General features: G+C 70.5%; 17 protein-coding genes. 8 read left to right on the top strand and 9 right to left on the bottom strand.

Features of this window, described 5'->3' with window-relative positions; genetic code table 11:
• Positions 1-316: 316 nt before the first annotated feature.
• Together ACWIF2_RS28240 and lysA are read left to right on the top strand one after the other, a co-directional pair.
• Positions 317-652, top strand: coding sequence for an SAV_915 family protein (locus ACWIF2_RS28240; protein ID WP_454363604.1), 336 nt, complete (start codon positions 317-319; stop codon positions 650-652).
• Between the two features lie 14 nt (positions 653-666).
• Positions 667-2,001: a diaminopimelate decarboxylase gene (gene lysA, locus ACWIF2_RS28235; protein ID WP_454363603.1), complete on the top strand. Its 1,335-nt coding sequence runs from the start codon at positions 667-669 to the stop codon at positions 1,999-2,001.
• A 40-nt stretch (positions 2,002-2,041) separates the two neighbouring features.
• Here the strand turns inward: lysA and ACWIF2_RS28230 are convergent, their stop codons facing one another.
• Both ACWIF2_RS28230 and ACWIF2_RS28225 read right to left on the bottom strand, forming a co-directional pair.
• A complete protein-coding gene (locus tag ACWIF2_RS28230; protein WP_454363602.1) occupies positions 2,042-2,422 on the bottom strand; it encodes an ANTAR domain-containing protein in 381 nt (126 codons plus the stop codon).
• Between the two features lie 267 nt (positions 2,423-2,689).
• Positions 2,690-4,390: a VanW family protein gene (locus ACWIF2_RS28225; RefSeq protein WP_454363601.1), complete on the bottom strand. Its 1,701-nt coding sequence runs from the start codon at positions 4,388-4,390 to the stop codon at positions 2,690-2,692.
• Between the two features lie 219 nt (positions 4,391-4,609).
• On the opposite strand from ACWIF2_RS28225, the gene ACWIF2_RS28220 reads away from it, so the two are divergent.
• The 3 genes from ACWIF2_RS28220 to ACWIF2_RS28210 all read left to right on the top strand — a co-directional run bounded on the left by ACWIF2_RS28220 (position 4,610) and on the right by ACWIF2_RS28210 (position 7,525).
• Positions 4,610-5,869 carry a glycosyltransferase family 4 protein gene (locus ACWIF2_RS28220; protein ID WP_454363600.1) on the top strand — a complete coding sequence of 420 codons (1,260 nt, stop codon included), beginning with the start codon at positions 4,610-4,612 and terminating at the stop codon, positions 5,867-5,869.
• Entirely contained in the window at positions 5,866-6,675 is an 810-nt protein-coding gene (locus tag ACWIF2_RS28215; RefSeq protein WP_454363599.1) for a transferase, read from the top strand. The genes ACWIF2_RS28220 and ACWIF2_RS28215 overlap by 4 nt, the downstream gene beginning before the upstream one ends.
• 187 nt (positions 6,676-6,862) lie before the next feature.
• Complete coding sequence (locus tag ACWIF2_RS28210; protein WP_454363598.1) at positions 6,863-7,525, top strand: YceI family protein; 663 nt, start codon at positions 6,863-6,865, stop codon at positions 7,523-7,525.
• A gap of 23 nt (positions 7,526-7,548) precedes the next feature.
• On the opposite strand, the gene ACWIF2_RS28205 is transcribed toward ACWIF2_RS28210, so the two are convergent.
• The 4 genes from ACWIF2_RS28205 to ACWIF2_RS28190 form a co-directional block, all read right to left on the bottom strand.
• Positions 7,549-8,046 carry a molybdenum cofactor biosysynthesis protein gene (locus ACWIF2_RS28205; RefSeq protein WP_454363597.1) on the bottom strand — a complete coding sequence of 166 codons (498 nt, stop codon included), beginning with the start codon at positions 8,044-8,046 and terminating at the stop codon, positions 7,549-7,551.
• Between the two features lie 43 nt (positions 8,047-8,089).
• Positions 8,090-9,091 carry an MASE1 domain-containing protein gene (locus ACWIF2_RS28200; protein WP_454363596.1) on the bottom strand — a complete coding sequence of 334 codons (1,002 nt, stop codon included), beginning with the start codon at positions 9,089-9,091 and terminating at the stop codon, positions 8,090-8,092.
• Positions 9,092-9,150: 59 nt separating this feature from the next.
• Positions 9,151-9,981, bottom strand: a complete 831-nt coding sequence (locus ACWIF2_RS28195) for a PP2C family protein-serine/threonine phosphatase (RefSeq protein ID WP_454363595.1) — start codon at positions 9,979-9,981, stop codon at positions 9,151-9,153.
• A 149-nt stretch (positions 9,982-10,130) separates the two neighbouring features.
• The gene (locus ACWIF2_RS28190; protein ID WP_454363594.1) at positions 10,131-10,934 is read right to left on the bottom strand and encodes a DUF817 domain-containing protein; all 804 of its coding nucleotides are present in this window, start codon (positions 10,932-10,934) and stop codon (positions 10,131-10,133) included.
• 100 nt (positions 10,935-11,034) lie between these two features.
• On the opposite strand from ACWIF2_RS28190, the gene ACWIF2_RS28185 reads away from it, so the two are divergent.
• The gene (locus ACWIF2_RS28185) at positions 11,035-11,640 is read left to right on the top strand and encodes a DUF998 domain-containing protein (protein ID WP_454363593.1); all 606 of its coding nucleotides are present in this window, start codon (positions 11,035-11,037) and stop codon (positions 11,638-11,640) included.
• Between the two features lie 253 nt (positions 11,641-11,893).
• Here the strand turns inward: ACWIF2_RS28185 and ACWIF2_RS28180 are convergent, their stop codons facing one another.
• Both ACWIF2_RS28180 and ACWIF2_RS28175 read right to left on the bottom strand, forming a co-directional pair.
• Positions 11,894-12,439, bottom strand: a complete 546-nt coding sequence (locus ACWIF2_RS28180) for a cupin domain-containing protein (RefSeq protein ID WP_454363592.1) — start codon at positions 12,437-12,439, stop codon at positions 11,894-11,896.
• An 89-nt stretch (positions 12,440-12,528) separates the two neighbouring features.
• Positions 12,529-13,149 carry a pyridoxamine 5'-phosphate oxidase family protein gene (locus ACWIF2_RS28175; RefSeq protein WP_454363591.1) on the bottom strand — a complete coding sequence of 207 codons (621 nt, stop codon included), beginning with the start codon at positions 13,147-13,149 and terminating at the stop codon, positions 12,529-12,531.
• A 268-nt stretch (positions 13,150-13,417) separates the two neighbouring features.
• On the opposite strand from ACWIF2_RS28175, the gene ACWIF2_RS28170 reads away from it, so the two are divergent.
• Entirely contained in the window at positions 13,418-13,759 is a 342-nt protein-coding gene (locus ACWIF2_RS28170; RefSeq protein ID WP_454363590.1) for a transglycosylase family protein, read from the top strand.
• Positions 13,760-13,823: 64 nt separating this feature from the next.
• On the opposite strand, the gene ACWIF2_RS28165 is transcribed toward ACWIF2_RS28170, so the two are convergent.
• On the bottom strand, positions 13,824-15,698 hold the full coding sequence (locus ACWIF2_RS28165; RefSeq protein ID WP_454363589.1) for a SpoIIE family protein phosphatase: 1,875 nt from the start codon (positions 15,696-15,698) through the stop codon (positions 13,824-13,826).
• 304 nt (positions 15,699-16,002) lie between these two features.
• Between ACWIF2_RS28165 and ACWIF2_RS28160 the strand changes: the two genes are divergently transcribed.
• A partial coding sequence (locus tag ACWIF2_RS28160) for a HAMP domain-containing protein (RefSeq protein WP_454363619.1) occupies positions 16,003-16,852 on the top strand: 850 nt, incomplete at its 3' end.

The following is a 16,852-nucleotide window of genomic DNA, read 5'->3' as shown; positions in this document are numbered from 1 at the left end:
ATCGGGTGTCCAGCCGCAGAACATTCCGGCGATCCGCACCAGAGCCGGTCCCGTGCCAACGGCTCCCAGTCCTCGACCCGAGCCGGCACCGGCCAGAGTTCGGCCCCGCGATCCGGGCCACCTCGGCGGCACGGCTCAGAGCGGTGAGACACGGCGTCAGCACCCCGTCAAGGTCGGCGGGATCGTCGTCAGGGTCCCGTCAAGGGACGTCCTGGAGTGGGGGACACCGGGCATAACGTCGTTGGCGAGCCCCGGTCCGCCTCCCCGCGTCCGGGGCCTTTCAGACCACTCATCCCTGTTTCTCAGGAGGCACCCCATGGCAGAACTTCTCCTCGGCGACGACCCCGAACCTCCTGATCGGTTCCCGGCCGGACTCCTCTACGTCCCGGTCCGGCCGGGACCCTCCGGGTGCGCGGCCCGGCTCTTCCGCACCCCGCTCGGGGACCGCACGGCCGTCGGATTCACCTCCGAGCGCAGGCTGACGGCCACGCTCGGCCCCGACCAGGTGTGGATCCGCCTCGCCGAGCCCGCCCTGCGGGCGTTGACCGCCCCGCTCGGCATCACCACCGTCACGGTGGACCCGCTGTTCTCGGCACCGGCTCCCGCTCCGGTCGAGCCCGCCGCTCCCGTTCCCGCACTGCGGATCGCCTGAGAGGGGCAGACACCATGACCACGGTTCACGAACCCACCACCACGACCACTTCGGCCGAGCTGTCAGTGTGGCCCGCCTCGGTCACCGAGCCCCGGCACGGCGAGCTCGACGTGGGCGGCGTATCGCTCGCCGAGATCGCAGACCGCTTCGGCACCCCCGCCTACATCCTCGACGAAACCGAGGTCCGCGACCGCTGCCGCACCTACCGGGACGCCTTTCCCGACGCCGAAATCCTCTACGCGGCCAAGGCGTTCCTGTGCCGGGCCGTGGCCCACTGGGTCGAAGAGGAGGGCCTCGGCCTGGACGTCTGCTCCGCCGGCGAACTGGAACTCGCCGTCACCACCGGCTTCCCGCCCGAGCGGATCGTGCTGCACGGCAACGCCAAGTCCCCGCGCGACCTGGACACCGCCCTGCGCCTGGGCGTCGGACGGATCGTCATCGACAGCCCCTCGGAGATCGCCCGGTTGGCAGCCGCCGTCGGGCCGCACGGGCACCAGAAGGTGATGGTCCGCGTGGTGCCCGGCATCAGCGCCGGCGGCCACGCCAAGATCCGTACGGGCACGGACGACCAGAAGTTCGGCCTGTCGATCGCCGACGGCTACGCCCAGCACGCCATCGCCCGCATCCTGGACCAGCCCCAGCTCGAACTCACCGGGCTGCACTGCCACTTGGGCTCCCAGATCACCAGCGTCAAGCCGTACCTCGTCGCCGTACGCCGCATGGTCGGCCTCATGGCTCGGCTGCGTGAACAGCACGGCCTGGTCCTGCCCGAGCTCGACCTCGGAGGCGGCCACGGCATCGCCTACCGCCCGGGGGAGGAGGGCCTGAACCTGACGTCACTGGCCCGCAAGGTCCGCGCCGAACTCGCCGGCGCCTGTGCCACGGCCGGACTCCCCGTGCCCCGTCTGATCATCGAACCGGGACGGGCGATCGTGGGCCCGGCGGGCGTCGCCCTGTACCGCGTCCTGTCCGTGAAGCACACGGGCGGACACGTCTTCGTGGCCGTGGACGGCGGCATGAGCGACAACCCGCGCCCGGCGCTGTACGGCGTCCGCTACGCCCCTCGCCTGATCGGCAGGCACAGCACCGCGGCTCCGGCCCGGACGACCGTGGTCGGCCGCCACTGCGAGGCCGGCGACATCCTGGCCGCCGACGCGGAACTCCCCGCCGACGTACGCCCGGGTGACCTCCTCGCCGTACCCGTGGCAGGCGCGTACCACCTGTCCATGGCCTCCGGATACAACCTGGTCGGCCGTCTTCCCGTCGTCGCCGTACGCGACAGCTTCGCCCGCCTCCTGGTGCGTCGCGAGTCCCTGGAGGACATCCGCAGCCGGGACGTGGGCCTGTAGCCGAGCCGCACCCCTTGAGTCCGGGCGGGCCGGTCATGCCTCATCCACGCCGACCGGCCCGCCCCACCGGCTGCCCGGTCGGCTGGTACTCAGCCGAGCCGGATGCCGTCGGCACGTTGGCCATGTCGGTGTCGGTGAGATCCAGGACACGGCGCATCGCGGCTTTGAGGACGGCGCCGTCGCTGGTGCGGGACGCCCCGTCGCTGAGGGCCAGGCCGAGCAGCGGCGGCGGTCCGCTACGCGGCCGTGGGGCGAACCGTTGGCCGACTGTGGGTGCGAGTGCGGGCAGTCGGGGCGCGGCGTCGGCCAGGGTGTGCAGTTTGATGTTGAAACGCTGGGAGGTCTGGCGCAGCAACTCGAACGCTTCCTGCTGCGAGCCGAGTCTGTAGCGGGACAGCAGGAGGGTTTCGGCGCGGCCCACTCCGGCATGCGCCAAGGTCCGGTTACGTGTTCCGACCGCGTCCTGCTCCACCGCGTCCTTTCCGCCACCGTGCCCGCTGCCGGAGTCTGCGGCATCGTCCGGAGTGGTGCTTGCCAGGTCCTGAGTCACTGCCTACGTCTCTCTGCCCGGGGCAGCACGGCATGGGGCGCCGCCACAGCCCTACCCGTGACCGGCCTGAAAGGACGTGTGCGACTGGTCAGGGGCGTGAGGCTGATCGCGCGGACGCAGAGGCGAACGGCGGGTGGATCACTCGCACACGATCTCGTCACGCGGCGTGTAGTGCGTGCGGTACGGCTCCCGCTTCACTTCCCTGCCGTCGCTGTAGAAGACCCGCTCCACGGTGACGTCGAACCCTTCGAGCGGCGTCTGCGGCACGCACTCCTTGTCCTTGCTCACCTTCTTCGACGGCTTCTTCACCTCGGTGCGCGGCCCCTTCACCGACTTGATCTCGTCGTACTTACGAGTGCCGAGGAAGGAGACGGTCACGGACGTGTCCGTGGACTCGGCCCGGATGTAGATCGCCTTGCCCGAGTCGTTGATGAATCTCAGGTCCAGGCTGCCCCAGGCGACCGTGGCCTCGCGGCCCTCCGGGTAGCGCTCGATGTAGAAGGAGTGCGCGCCGTGCTCCACGGGCTTGACCCCGGCGAAGAACAGCGCGTTGTACATGGTCGTCGCCACGGCCGAGACGCCGCCGCCGGACGCCTTGGTGAACTTGTCGTCGAGGATGATGATGCCCTCGACGAAGCCGTTCGCCTCGGTGCGCTCGCCGACGGTCCGGTTGAAGCTCCACGTCTCGTCCGGCCTGACGACGGAGCCGTTGATGAGTTCCACCGCCCGGCCGATGTTCTTCGTGCGGTACTCGGCCGGTTCGAAGTGGACGGTGAAGGAGGACATCTTCTCCGTCAGCCCCAGCTCCGGGGCGTTCTCCCGGGTGACCTCCGGCTGGGTCTCGCGTACAGCCACCTCGCCGCCGCGGTCGGCGCCCGATCGCGTGAGCAGCGGCAGTACCGCCTTGCCCAGTGCCTTGTCGGTGACCTCCAGCCCGATCGTGGCGTCCTCCTCGACCACGACCTTGTCGCCGTCCGACCCCAGCTTCGCGTTCTCGGCGGTGGCGGTGACCTCGTCCAGCGGACCGGCCACGGCGGGGTCGGCGCGCAGCCCCTTGGCGTCGAGTTCCGGTCTCAGCCTGCCGCCGCCGTCCGGTCGCATGGCCAGATGCTCGCCCAGCACGTCCTGGCCGACTGTGAACCGCCTGCCGCCCGCGGTGAGCGTGACGGGCGCCGACACGGCCGGCTTCGCGAACGTACGCACCGCCCGCCCGACCTCGTCGGCCGTGACCTTCGGCCGGGTCTCACGGGCGGGCAGCGACGTGACCGCGTCGGCGTCCCCGCGCAGGAAGGAGGCGCGCAGGGGACCGACCGCGGCGTTCACGTCCAGCGCGTATCCCGTGCGCGGCGCGACCTCCTCGACCCGCCCGCTGTCGAAGGAGACGGCACCGTCCCGGACCTTCTGGTCGAGCCCCTTCGCCAGCCGCCCGAGGGCCGCCCGCGCCTTGTCCTCGTCCAGGCGTACGACCGGCTCGATCACGCCGCCCGAACGGAAGAAGCCGCCGAACACGCTGAGCGGATCGGCACCGGTGCGTGCGGCCCGGTCGACGGTCTCCCGGACGTCGAAGGAGAGCCCGGCGCGCCGTGGATCGACCGTGCCCGAGCGCTCCCCGACCTTCACGGGCAGTTCCCGCGCGCCGTCCGCGCCCAGCTGCCGCTCCAGCTTCCGCACCGCCTCGGCGCGGCTCAGCCCTCCGATCTCCACCCCGCGCACGGTCGTGCCGGTGTCGATCTCCCCGCCCGTCAGCATCAGCCCTGCGAGATACAGACCGCCCACCCCCACGGCCAGCGCGCCGCCGGCCAGGGCGAAGGGCGGGAGGGAGGTTATTCGGGGGCGCATGGGTCTCCTGAAGATCGATACGAGGGTGCACCCGATGACGCGACGCTGCTGCGGGCAAACACGTCAAGCTATTCACAACCGGGCGGCAAAGGGGTATGGCCCAGACCACTTATGTCCGAGATCATGTCTGAACCGGCGGGAACGCCCGCCCTGCGCCGCCACGGCCACAGAGTGGTAACGACGAACAACGCTCCGGTCGTTGACGCGGTCTAGGCCACCATGAAGATCTCTTTCCTGATCCACAACGCCTACGGAATCGGAGGCACGATCACCACCACGTTCAACCTGGCCGGGGCGCTCGCCGAGCGGCACGACGTGGAGATCGTCTCCGCGTTACGCCACCGGGAGCACCCCAATCTCACCCCGCACCCCAGGGTGCGGCTACGGCCGCTGGTGGACCTGCGCAAGGAAGCGGACCATCCGCTGCACCAGAGACCGGCGCGGGTGTACCCGCCCGCCGAGTACCGCCACCACCAGTACAGCGAGCTGACCGACCAGCGGATCGGCGAGCACCTCGAGTCGCTCGACGCCGACGTCGTCATCGGCACCCGGCCGGGCCTCAACGTGCACATCGCACGCCAGGCCCCGCGGCACGTCCTGCGCGTCGGCCAGGAGCACCTCACCCTGGACAACCACTCGCCGCGGCTGCGCACCGCGCTGCGCCGCGCCTACCGCCGTCTCGACGTCGTCACCACCGTCACCGAAGCGGACGCCGCCGCCTACCGGCGCAAGATGTGGCTGCCCGGAGTCCATGTGGAGGCCCTCCCGAACAGCGTCCCCGACCCCGCGCTGCCTCCCGCCGACGGCACCGCCAAGATCGTGATCGCCGCCGGCCGGCTCGTGCGGGTGAAGCGCTACGACCTCCTCATCGAGGCGTTCGCCCAGGTCGCCGCCGCGTTCCCGGACTGGCAGCTACGCATCTACGGCAAGGGCGAGGAGCAGCCCGCGCTGCGGCAGCTCATCGAACGCCTCGGCCTGTGGAACAACGTGTTCCTGATGGGGGCCGCCACCCCCATGGAGGCCGAATGGGCCAAGGCCTCGATCGCCGCCGCCACGTCCGACTTCGAGCCGTTCGGCATGACCATCGTCGAGGCGATGCGCTGCGGACTGCCCGTCGTCAGCACCGACTGCCCCCACGGCCCCGCCGAGATCATCAACGACGGCGCCGACGGCCGGCTGGTACCGGTCGGAGACCGCGACGCCCTCGCCTCGGCCCTGCTGGAACTCGTCGGCGACGACGAGCGCCGCCGCCGCATGGGCCGCACCGCTCTGGAGAACGCCCACCGCTTCGCCCCGGACCCCGTCGTCGCACAGGCCGAACGCATCATCGACGAGGCCATGACGGCCAAGAACACAGGCCGGCGGGCCACCGGGCGCCGGACGGACAGCCCACTGGCCGGACGCGGCCACGCCGCCCGCGACCTCGCCCACACCGCGGCGGCCGGCGCCCTGCGCGCGATACGGAAGGGACAGCGATGACCAAGCACCACGACACGCCCCTGCGCACCGACTGCGCCATCGACACGGACGGCCGGATCACCTTCCGCCTCCCCGCGACCTCGGCCGCCGGCCCTCAGCTGCTCCTGGTGCTGCGTCCAAAGAAGGGCCGCCCCGAGACGACCCGCCACCACCTCGAGCTGGAACCCGACCCGGCCGACGGCAGGCGGCACGCCGTACTGGAACCCCGCCAGGACCTCGACGAAGGCCGCTGGGACCTCTTTCTGCTGCCCGAACCGGGAGCCGAACGGCAGCGGCTGCGCCCCGGCCTGCGGGATCTGCGCGTCCTCGTCGACGGACACCTCCGCGACCGGCCCTCGCCGGTCGCCGTCCGGATCCCGTATGTCACGAAGGACGGATTCCTGGCCCTGCGGGCCTGGCTGCGCACCGCCCACGCCGAGGCCCGCACCATCGACGTCACCGAGAAGGCCATCACGGTCGAGGCCCGCCTGCACGGCGCCCGGCTCCACGAGGACGCCACCGTCCGGCTGCGCCTGCGCGGCAGCGACACCGTACGGAGTATCCGCCCCCGGCTCGACGAGGACGGCAGGGGCTTCTCCTTCACCGCCGGCCGGCAGGACCTGGCGGTCGACGGCGGGGGAGCGGGCCGGTTCTGGGACGCCTTCGTCCGGCCCACCGCCGACGCACGGCCGATCAGGATCGGTCGGCTCCTCGACGACGTGGCGGACCGCAAGCACGTGTACGTCTACCCGGCCGTCGCCGTGGACGGAGCCGCAGCGCGCCCCTACTACACCGTCGACAACGACCTCGCGATCGAGATGACATAAGCCGAATACCGATATGCCCGAAATGAAAATCCATGGAGTTTCGGGTGGGTATTTCGTCGAAGCGCCGCGACAGGCGTGTGTGGATTTTGTGTAATGCGGCGGCAAAAAGGTCACGCGCTGGTTCTCAACAGCCGCAAATCGGAAGGGGACTTGCGGCTATAACCAAACTCAAGTACCTAGATGAATCATGAACCTGTTCAACCGCGTCGTGTCGTCCCGCCGGCAGGCGCCGCCCGTCCCCCCGCAGCGTCCGGCCGGCGCACCGGCAGCCCCCACCGCCGTGCTGCCGGACCCCCACCTGACGAACCTCACCGGTGAATGGGTCGTCGACCCCGCGCACAGCAGGATCGGCTTCTCCGTCCGGCATGCCATGGTGACCACCGTGCGCGGCTGTTTCCTGGAGTACGAAAGTCGGCTCTACTTCGACGCGCACGACCCCGCCCGGTCGCGGGCCGACATCACACTGTTCACCTCCAGCGTCGACACCGGGGTGGAACAACGCGACGCCCACCTGGTCGGCCGTGACTTCCTGGACGCCGCGACCTATCCGCGTATGCGCTTCACCAGCAGCGGCGTGGAACAGACCGGCTCGGACCTCTTCCGCATGTCGGGCGACCTCACCATCAAAGGCGTCTCACGGCCCGTCGTACTGGATCTGACCTACATCGGACACGTCACCGACCCCTTCGGATACGAAAGGGCCGGATTCGACGGCACCACCACCATCAACCGCTCCGACTGGGGGCTGACGTACAACAGCAGGCTGGCCGAGGGCGGTGCGATGGTGAGCGAGAAGGTGCGCCTGCAGCTCGACATCGCCGCCATCCGGATGGCTCCGTCGGTCGGCTGACACTCCGGGCGCGGCCGTACGGCTCACGACGCGGGGACGGCCCCGGCCACGACCCGGAACGTGGCCGGACCGAGCGTGAGGACCCCGTCGCTCAGCGGCGTGCACCGCACACCGCCCCGCCCGCGCAGGGCCCGCTGGGCGCCGGGGCCGATCGTCACGTCCATCCAGGCGCAGGGCCGGGCGGGCCGGTGCACGGCGAACTCCACCGGCCCGCCGCCGCAGTCCAGAGAGATCGTCGTACCGATGTACGCGTCGATGTCGACGCCCGCGAGCAGGATGTTCCGGCGGGTGTGCCGAAGGTCGGCGGCATCCGGGAGGCTCTCCGAGGCCATGATGGTCACCGACGCGTTCCGGTGGGCGGGCCGGGCGTAGTAGCGGTCGCCGACCAGCCCCAGACCGCGGCGTACCTCCACCCGGGGGACGCGCTCGTCCGGCGGGCCGGGGGAGGGCCCGTCCGCCGGTCGTCCGGCCAGCCGGTGCGCAGGCGACACCAGCAGCTGCAGCACCTCCACCTCGGGCATGACGCCCACCCTACGTCTCGGTGACGGGTGGCTCCGGCGCCTGTCACTCGTCCTGCCTCCGCCCGGCCCCGCCCTCCTCCAGCTGAGCCCGGCCGTCCGCCGACTCGCCCGCGGTGAGGTGCTCCAGGACCTCGACCAGTTCCTGGCACGCGCGCTCCACGGAACGCCGGGTGTGGATCTGCTCGGTGATCACGGCCGACAGGATGAGCGCCGTCAGGGCCATCGCCCCGTTGAACGCCTGGAGCTTGAGCATCACCTCCACACGGCTGAGCCCGTCGAACGGCCCGATCCGCTCGGTCGCCGCCACCGTGACCATGATCGAGGCGAAGAGGGCGCACAGCATGCTGCCCGCCAGCTGGAAGCGCAGAGCCGCCCAGATCAGCAGGGGATAGACCAGGAACAGCAGACTGAGCCAGCTGTGCGCGGCCAGCGGCACGACGCAGCAGGCGATCAGCGCCAGGCCCGAGGCCTCCTTCCAGCGCGTCAGCCGCAGGGGCGGACGGAAGCGGGCCACTAGGAGCAGCACCGGGGTGACGATCAGCACCCCCATCGCGTCACCCACCCACCAGGCCAGCCACACGGCCCAGAAACTCGGCCACTCGAGCTTGCCCGTGGCGATCAGAAGGCCGGCGCCCACGGTCGAGCTGATCAGCATGGCGGTGAACGCCCCGAGGAACACCAGGGCGAGACCGTCCCGCAGCCGCGCGAGATCGGTCCGGAAGCCGGCCCGGCGCAGCAGCAGGTACCCGACGACGGGTGCCACCGTGTTGCCCGCCAGGACGCCGAGCGACGATGGCGTGACGGAGGTGATGGACACGATGACGAGAAAGGCGCCCAGGGCGATCCCCGGCCAGCAGCGCAGCCCGAAGATCAGCAGGAAGGCGACCGAGACGCCGGTGGGGGGCCAGATGGGTGTGACGACCGCGCCCTCGACGACCAGCTCCCGCAGCAGGCCCAGCTTTCCCGACACGTAGTAGCAGGCGGCGACGGCCAGCGTCTGCAGAGCGAGGACGACCGGCTTGCGCAGATCCTGGCTACCCACCACAGCAGCCATCAGACACCGAGGCCGCCGCGTCGGCGAGGCGAGAGCGGGGCCCTGCGGCCCTATGGCTGAGCGTCCGGCCCGTCGAGGCCGACCACCAGGACGGCGGCGTCGTCGTCGTGCCCCACGCGCTCGGCACCCTTGATCACGGCGGCCGCGAGCCCGTCCACGTCCATGCCCGCCACCGCCGCGATTCCCGCGAGTCGCGTCACCGTGTCCAGTCCCTCCTCCAGCGGCATCGACGGCCCCTCCACGACACCGTCCGTGAGCAGCACGAACACACCGCCCGTGGCGAGCTCGTACCGCGTCACCGGATACGGCGTCCCCTTCTGTACACCCAGCGGCGGACCGCCCTCGTCCGCGGTGAGGCCGGACTTCCCGTCGGCCGTGGCCCAGACGCAGGGCAGATGCCCAGCCCGCGCGCTCTCCAGCACCCCGGCGCACGGATCGAGTCGCATGAAGGTGCAGGTGGCGAACAGGTCCGAGCCGAGGGACAGCAGCAGCTCGTTGGTCCGGGCCAGGACCTCGCCCGGCTCGCTGGTGACCGAGGCCAGAGCCCGCAGCCCGGCCCGCACCTGCCCCATGAAGGCGGCCGCCTCGATGTTGTGGCCCTGGACGTCACCGATGGACAGACCGATGCGGCCGTCGCCGAGTGTGAACGCGTCGTACCAGTCGCCGCCCACGTTGAGGCCCTGGGTCGCGGGCGCGTACCGCACGGCCAGATGCAGCCGCCGGGCGACGGGCAGATCCCGGGGGAGCATGTCGCTCTGCAGCGCGAGGGCCAGTTCGACCCGGGAGCGCTGCATCTCGGCCTGTGCTCGCGCCTGGGCCGTCAGGTCCCCGAGCCTGGTCAGCAGCTCGTCGCCGTCGTCCGTGGTGCCGGTGCGGGACATTGATCACTCCGGCGAGGGTGGTCACGATCGGTGAAGAACCCTCGGTGGCAAATCATCTCAAATACGTCCATAGGATGATACTCAGTCGAGGGCTCCGGCGACGACTCGCGCACCGAGCGGGGCCCCCCGCGCTCGCTACCCGCGCTCGCTCACCGCACCGACCGGACCGCCCCGGAGCCCGTGCGCCGGCCGATCGCCGCCAGGACGAAGGTCACGCTGATCAGCAACGCCCAGGCGCCGAACTTCGCCACCCCCACCGGCTCCCAGCCGTGCTCCTGGTACGGATAGCGCCACGCGCCGACCAGGGTCGCCAAATTCTCCGCCACCCACAGAAAGAACCCGATCAGGACGAACGACACGGCCAGCGGCATCCGCCGGCGCACGCCCCGCACCGTGAAGCGCACCGACGTCCTCAGCGTGACGGCCACCAGCAGCCCGGCCAGCACCCACCGCACGTCGGGCAGCCAGTGATGACTGAAGAAGTTGACGTAGACGGCCGCGGCCACCGCGGCGGTCGCACGCGGCCGATAGCGCACGATCTCCAGGTCGAACAGCTGCCAGGCGCGGCAGATGTAGCTGCCGACGGCCGCGTAGAGGAACCCTCCATACAGCGGGACACCTGCGAACTTCAGCACGGCAGGTTCCGGGTAGCTCCAGGAGCCGAGCGACACCTTCACCAGCTCGAAGGCCAGACCGATGACATGGCAGACCGCGATGACGGCGACGTCCCGCCCGTTCTCCCAGCCGCGCATCCAGAACACCAGCGTGAGCAGCACGCCGTAGACCACCAGCAGGTCGTAGCGCGCCACGGGGAGTTCGGGCAGCAGTGTGGAGACGGCCACGCCGCACAGCAGGGCGATGGCGAAGGCGCAGGCCCGAGTCTGTGTCCAGGCGAAGTCGAGCAGCTGGCGCACCGGTCCGGCCCAGGGGCCGGCGAAGCTTGAAGGGATCATGGTGCCCTGTAGGACGGCACCGCACGCCCACCGGTTGCGGCGACCCTCCCACCCGTCGCTCGTGGAGCGAGGAGCCGAAGATCCGCTTTACGGTGTCCTGGTGCGATCTGTTCCGAAATGGGTCCTCTTGTCGTCCGGCTGTGCACCCGTCGTGTTGATCATGGGCTGGGCGGTGTCGGCATCCCTGCAGGGCCCCTCCTACGACCCCGCCGTCCAGACGATCAGCATCCTCGCGGCACCCGGCGGCTCCAGCTACTGGGTGATGACGGCCGCCTTCATCGCCCTGGGCGTCTGCCACCTGCTCACCGCATGGGGACTGCGCCCGGCCGCCCCCGCGGGACGCGCCGCCCTTGCGGCCGGGGGTGTGTCGGCCTTGGCCGTCGCCCTGTTTCCGGCGCCGAGCAGCGGCGGCTCCCTCACCCACGGGTCGGTCGCCGTCGTCGGCTTCGTCGTCCTGGCGGTCTGGCCGGTCCTGGCCGCCAGAAGGGGCGACGCCGTGCCCTGGGCCCTGAGGCCCTTTCCCTCCCTGGGGGCGACCGCCGTCATGGCACTGGGCGCGGCATGGTTCCTGGCCGAACTCCACCAGCAGGGTGCCCCTGGCGCCGCTGAACGCGCGGTGACGACGATCCAGTCGGTCTGGCCTTTCGCAGTCGTCCTGTCCTGCCTCTCCTTTCCCGGGTCCGCACGCGACGAGTACCGGGGCTGACGGGCGCAGAGCTGTTCGACCGCCTGCTCCGGGTCGACGGTGTAGCGCTGCGCGCTCACCTCCTCGGGGGACGAGCCGCCGAGAGCCGGGGGGAAAGACGTTCCGCGCGATGGCGCAGCTCGCTCCCACGGCGCGACCCGCCCGGTCCGGTCGCTCGCCGCCAGGACCCGGCCGTCGAGACTGATCGCGAGTGCGCGCTCGCCCTGGACGAGGTGCCGGGCGCCCTCCAGGGCGTCGGCGGCCGCTTCCCGTCTCAGCCGCGCGTGGCGAGGGCCTCGCGCCACGCCGGACTGTCGACGTAGTGGTTGTCGAACCGCTCCGAGGAGTCCTTGATCTCCTGCGGATCGGCCTCGCCGCGCATCACCCGGCCGAGGAGCCGCAGATAGTCGAAGCGGCCGGCGCCCGGGGTGAAGACGAACAGGACGTCGGCCGTCCTGCCGGGCGCCGCAGCGAATGCGTGCGGGGTGTGCGGCGGCACGACGAGGAAGTCGCCCGCCTCCAGGACAGTGATCTCCTCGCCCACCAGCACCTGAAGCGCTCCGTCGATCACGAAGAACATCTCGGACGCCTTGGTGTGCAGATGGGCGGGTGCTCCGACCGCGCCCTCGGCGAACGTCGACCGGTAGCCGGTGAGCCGCCCGCCGGTGTCGCCGGAGTCCGCGAGAAGGGTCATGACACTGCTGGGGTCACGGGTCGTCTCCGCGTCGGCGGCGCGGGTGAGGACGGGGCCGAAGTCCGCGGTCCGCGTGGTCCTGACTGTCTGAGTGGTCTGGGTGGTCTCATTCGTCTTCGTCGTCATGACTACGACCCTAGGGAGCCGATCGACCGGCCGCAGGGTGCATTTCACGGCCACTGCCGTGGGTCAATTCGCTCCGGCTCTCCCGGCGCTCAGCGGGAGGCAAGCCCTCGCTCCCGGGCCGCCGCTCCGAAGTAGTCGCCGCCCTTGCGCTTGACGTCGTCCGTGCCCCAGGCCTGCTCTCCGGCGGCCGCGGAACCGTCCGCCCTGTCGGTGTTCGGCCGGAGCGGTGCCGGGACCAGCCTCGGTATGTGCTTCGAGCAGTGGATGTACGCCTCCTCGACCTCGACCTCCACCCATACGTGGGGACGGCGGCCGGGTACCGGATCAACCGGTAGGGCCGGATACCTCCGGCGCATCGTTTCGTCGGCGACCAGCCGCGCCCGGCCGTTGACATGCAGACCGATGCGGTCCCGGGAGAAGTCGATCATCAGCAGGCCGACATGGGGGTTCTCCCGGATATTGCCGAGCGAGGCCATGACGCCGTTGCCGCGGTACTCCGGGTATGCCAGGGCTCCTTCATCGAGTACTCGGAGAAAGCCGGGCGGGCCGGCCCGGAAGGTGCTGTCGCACTCGCCGTGGCTGTCCGAGGTCGCGAGGAAGAACATCTCCTGGCGGGCCACGAACTCCCGCATGCGTGGGTTGAGCCGGTCCAGCACCTGCTCGTCGTAGAACCGGTCGGCGCGGTCGACGGTGCCCAACTCGTGCTGCATCTGGTGCTCGCCATGACTTCCGGGCCGGTCTGTCCGCTCATCGTGGTGCAACGGTCCTCCTGACGGGGATCTCGGATCACCTCGGCAAGGTGGCTGATTCAGTCACCTGGCAGGCCGAAAAGCGCCACCGGCCATGCGGAAGAGGGTAGAGCAGTTGCTGGCAGGAGCTGATGGCTGCTTCTTTTGGCGTAGGAATTCTTGTTCTCAATTCGCTACTTATGTGACGCGATGCAACCGTCTACATATGATTTCGTCACAGAACGTTCAAATGATCAGCACTCGCGACTGCCGCTACCGCAGGGCGAGTCCGGCCTTCGTGCTCTTCGCGGTCGCCGTGATACTCGGCGTCGCCACCAGTGCCCAGGCCCAGCCGACTGCCCGATTCGGGCCTGACTGGGACGCCATCGCCGCCTGCGAGTCCGGTGGGAACTGGAAGGCGAACACCGGCAACGGCCATTACGGCGGCCTGCAGTTCACCCAGTCCAGCTGGGTGGCCGCCGGAGGACGGAAGTTCGCCCCGCGCGCCGACCTGGCCACCCGCAAGGAGCAGATCATCGTGGCCAGGCGTCTGGCCGCGTTGCAGGGAATGTCCGCATGGTCCTGCGCGTGAGTGAAGTAGCCCGGGTCGCCGCCGACTTCTGAGCCGCTCGGCACCTGCTCGGCCGGCCGCCGGATCAGAACTCACCGTGAGGGTGGCCGGTGGTGATGGTTCCCGCGCTCCTGAGTACCGGCACCGCTTCGAGCACGAGTATGGCGAGGTCGTCGGCGATGGGCTGGGTGCTGAAGTCGTGGGTGGTCTGGCGGATGCGCTCGGCGATGGCCTTGGCGCCGAGGCCGGTGCAGGTGGCGAGTATGCGGGCGAGGCCGTTGTCGTCGTCGAGTTGACGGGTGCCGTTGCGGCGTTCGGTGACGCCGTCGGTGACACAGAGAAGTGTTTCGCCCGGTGTGAGGGTGATGGTGTCGGCGTGGTAGTTGGTGTGTTCTTCGACGCCCAGGAGTATTTGGGGGTGCGCGGCGGAGGTGACGGTGCCGTTCGTCGTCAGTCGCAGGGGTGGAGGGTGTCCGGCGCTGGCGATGGTGCATCGGGTGTTGCCGGTGATGGCGTCGGGTTCGAGTTCTCCGTAGAGCAGGCTGAGCAGGCGAGGGCCTTCGTGTTCGCCACGCGGCGCGGTGGCTTCGGCGGCTTCCTCGGCCATCGCGTGGTTGAGGCGGTTGAGAAGGGTTTCGACGCCGTGGCCCTCGCGGGCGAGCAGCCGTACGAGGTGACGGGCGAGACCGGTGACCGACATGGCTTCCATGTCGTGGCCGGAGACGTCACCGAGGAGGAAACACCACCGGTGCCGGCCCATGGGGAACAGATCGTAGAAGTCACCGCCGACGGTCTGGCCCTCCGCCCAGGGCTCGTACACGATCGCCGTGTCGATGCCGGGGATGGCGGCGAGTGAGGTCGGGAGCTGCCGGCGCTGGAGCGTGCGGCTGATGGTCGCCTGGCGGGTGTAGTGGCGGGCGGTGACCACCGCCTGGGCCGTGCGGCGGGCGACGTCCTCGACGAGCCGTACGACGGTGTCGGTGAGTTCGGGTTGTCCTGCCTGGCCGATGAGGAGCGTGCCGTGGTACCGGCCGCCGGCGACCAGGGGGAAGGCCAGTGCGGAGCCGCCTGTGTTGTGGCCGGTCTCGCCGGGGGCGGTTTCGCACGCGGGCCAGGGCCAGGGCAGACCGGTCGTGCTCAGTGCCGCGCTCGGGGGGTCTTTCTCCAGGGACCGGCGCAGGGCGCGGATGTGCTGTTCGTCGGTGTGCCAGACGCGGGAGAGCCGGACATCGGCGTGGTCGGTGGTGAGCCATATGGCGCACCAGTCGGCGAGTCTGGGAACCAGGAGCTGTCCGGCGAGGGCGGCGACCATGTCCTCGTCCAGTTGTCCGGCGAGGAGCTCTCCGGCCTCGGCGAGGAACCACTGTCCTTCGCGTTCCGCCCACTGCGCTCTGTGACCGGGGTGTCCGCGAGGCAGAACGGGCTCGGGGGGAGGCGGTGGGCGGCGGGCGGCCTCGGCCGGGAGGCCGCCGACCCTGTGCTCCGTGGCGGCAAGCGGGGGCGCCGTCGTCGCGCATTCCAGGCGGACCCAGGTGGCTTTCCCGGTAGGCCGGCAGGTCACGCCCCAGGATTCGGCCAGTGCGTGCATGAGCTGCCTGCGGTAGCCGTGCACGGGACTGTGCGGGCTTGTCGTGCCGGCGGGACGCCGGGCGTCCCCGTGCTCCAGCACCTCGACCACGACACCCACCCACCCGGTCCCGGCCTGTGCGGCTTCGGCCCACCCGGCCTCGGAGCCGGTCTGTGCGGCCCCGGCATCGAGGTGACAGGCCACTTCGAGACCGGATCCGGCATGTGCGGCGGCGTTGGTGACGAGTTCGCTGGCGAGGAGCACGGCATCGTCGACGGACCGGTCGCTGATCGCCGGCGCGGCGGGGGAGTGGGGCGCGGTCCGTTCGGTGAGTACGGCACGCACGAACTTGCGTGCCGCCACGGCCGCGAGTTCGTTGGCGGGTACATGCATCCGTGCTGCTGCCGTTGAACGCGGACCGAAGGACCGCGCTGTCTGTGACGCCGCTTGTGGCCTCACGGCAACCCCTGCCCAGCTCACTGCGGACCAGTACAGGACGAATGTAGCCTAAATGGGGAGTGGTCATATTTTGCGCCAAGAGAAGTGTGTTGTCATGGATTCTGTCGCACGCTCCGAACTCGCTTCCTCCGAGCCGGAATCCGGGGAGCGGGAGCCCGCCGGGACCGGTTCCGCGGCCGCGGAACGACCTGTCCCCGATCCCGGGGACGAGTGGGTGCACGTGGCCCAGCTGCGTCCGATGCTGGCGGCCATGAGGTCTCTCTGCGACGGCGACTTCACCGTACGCATGGGTAATGTGCCCGAAGGGATCCTCGCCGAGCTGGCGGGGGAGTTCGACCAGATCACCACGCGGAACGCACATCTGGCCTCGGAGCTGGAGCGGGTGCGCCGGGAGGTGCTCCGGCAGGGGCGGCTGGACGAGCGGCTGGCGGCGAGCCCCGGGTCGGGTGGCTGGACTGCAAGCGTGGACGCGGCCAACGCGCTCCTGGAGGTGCTGGCCGTCCCGATCGTGAACGCCACGCGCGTCCTGGACGCGGTCGCCGAAGGTGATCTCACACAGCGCGCCGAGCTGCACGACGGCAGGCGCCAGCTCCGCGGTGATCTGCGGCGCCTGGGGCGCGGGGTGAACCGCATGGTGGAGCAGCTGTCGCTGTTCACCGGTGAGCTGACCCGCGTCTCCCGGGAGGTCGGTACCGAGGGCCGGCTCGGCGGGCGTGCCACGGTGCAGGGACTGTCCGGCGACTGGCGCTACGTGACCGAGGCCGTCAACACGATGGCGTCCCGGCTGACCGCGCAGGTGCGCGACATCGCGGTGGTGACCACGGCGGTCGCGCGCGGCGATCTGACCCGGCAGGTAACGGTGGAGGCGACCGGCGAGCTGCTGGAGCTCAAGCTGACGGTCAACACGATGGTCGACCAGCTGCGGGCGTTCGCCGACGAGGTCACCCGGGTCTCCCGCGAGGTCGGCACGGAGGGACAGCTGGGCGGCCGGGCCCAGGTACCGGGCGTGTCGGGGGTGTGGAAGGACCTCACGGACAACGTCAACTTCATGGCGTCGAACCTGACCTCCCAGGTCCGCAACATCGCCC

This window comes from Streptomyces sp. NPDC055506, assembly GCF_053643595.1.
This window is presented reverse-complemented; position numbering and strand designations above follow the sequence as displayed.

Coding starts and splice junctions, on each gene's coding strand:
- ACWIF2_RS28240 (WP_454363604.1), top strand. CDS start 317: ATGGCAGAACTTCTCCTCGGCGACGACCCCGAACCTCCTGATCGGTTC.
- lysA (WP_454363603.1), top strand. CDS start 667: ATGACCACGGTTCACGAACCCACCACCACGACCACTTCGGCCGAGCTG.
- ACWIF2_RS28225 (WP_454363601.1), bottom strand. CDS start 4,390: ATGCGCCCCCGAATAACCTCCCTCCCGCCCTTCGCCCTGGCCGGCGGC.
- ACWIF2_RS28220 (WP_454363600.1), top strand. CDS start 4,610: ATGAAGATCTCTTTCCTGATCCACAACGCCTACGGAATCGGAGGCACG.
- ACWIF2_RS28215 (WP_454363599.1), top strand. CDS start 5,866: ATGACCAAGCACCACGACACGCCCCTGCGCACCGACTGCGCCATCGAC.
- ACWIF2_RS28210 (WP_454363598.1), top strand. CDS start 6,863: ATGAACCTGTTCAACCGCGTCGTGTCGTCCCGCCGGCAGGCGCCGCCC.
- ACWIF2_RS28205 (WP_454363597.1), bottom strand. CDS start 8,046: ATGCCCGAGGTGGAGGTGCTGCAGCTGCTGGTGTCGCCTGCGCACCGG.
- ACWIF2_RS28195 (WP_454363595.1), bottom strand. CDS start 9,981: ATGTCCCGCACCGGCACCACGGACGACGGCGACGAGCTGCTGACCAGG.
- ACWIF2_RS28190 (WP_454363594.1), bottom strand. CDS start 10,934: ATGATCCCTTCAAGCTTCGCCGGCCCCTGGGCCGGACCGGTGCGCCAG.
- ACWIF2_RS28180 (WP_454363592.1), bottom strand. CDS start 12,439: ATGACGACGAAGACGAATGAGACCACCCAGACCACTCAGACAGTCAGG.
- ACWIF2_RS28175 (WP_454363591.1), bottom strand. CDS start 13,149: ATGCAGCACGAGTTGGGCACCGTCGACCGCGCCGACCGGTTCTACGAC.
- ACWIF2_RS28170 (WP_454363590.1), top strand. CDS start 13,418: ATGATCAGCACTCGCGACTGCCGCTACCGCAGGGCGAGTCCGGCCTTC.
- ACWIF2_RS28165 (WP_454363589.1), bottom strand. CDS start 15,698: ATGCATGTACCCGCCAACGAACTCGCGGCCGTGGCGGCACGCAAGTTC.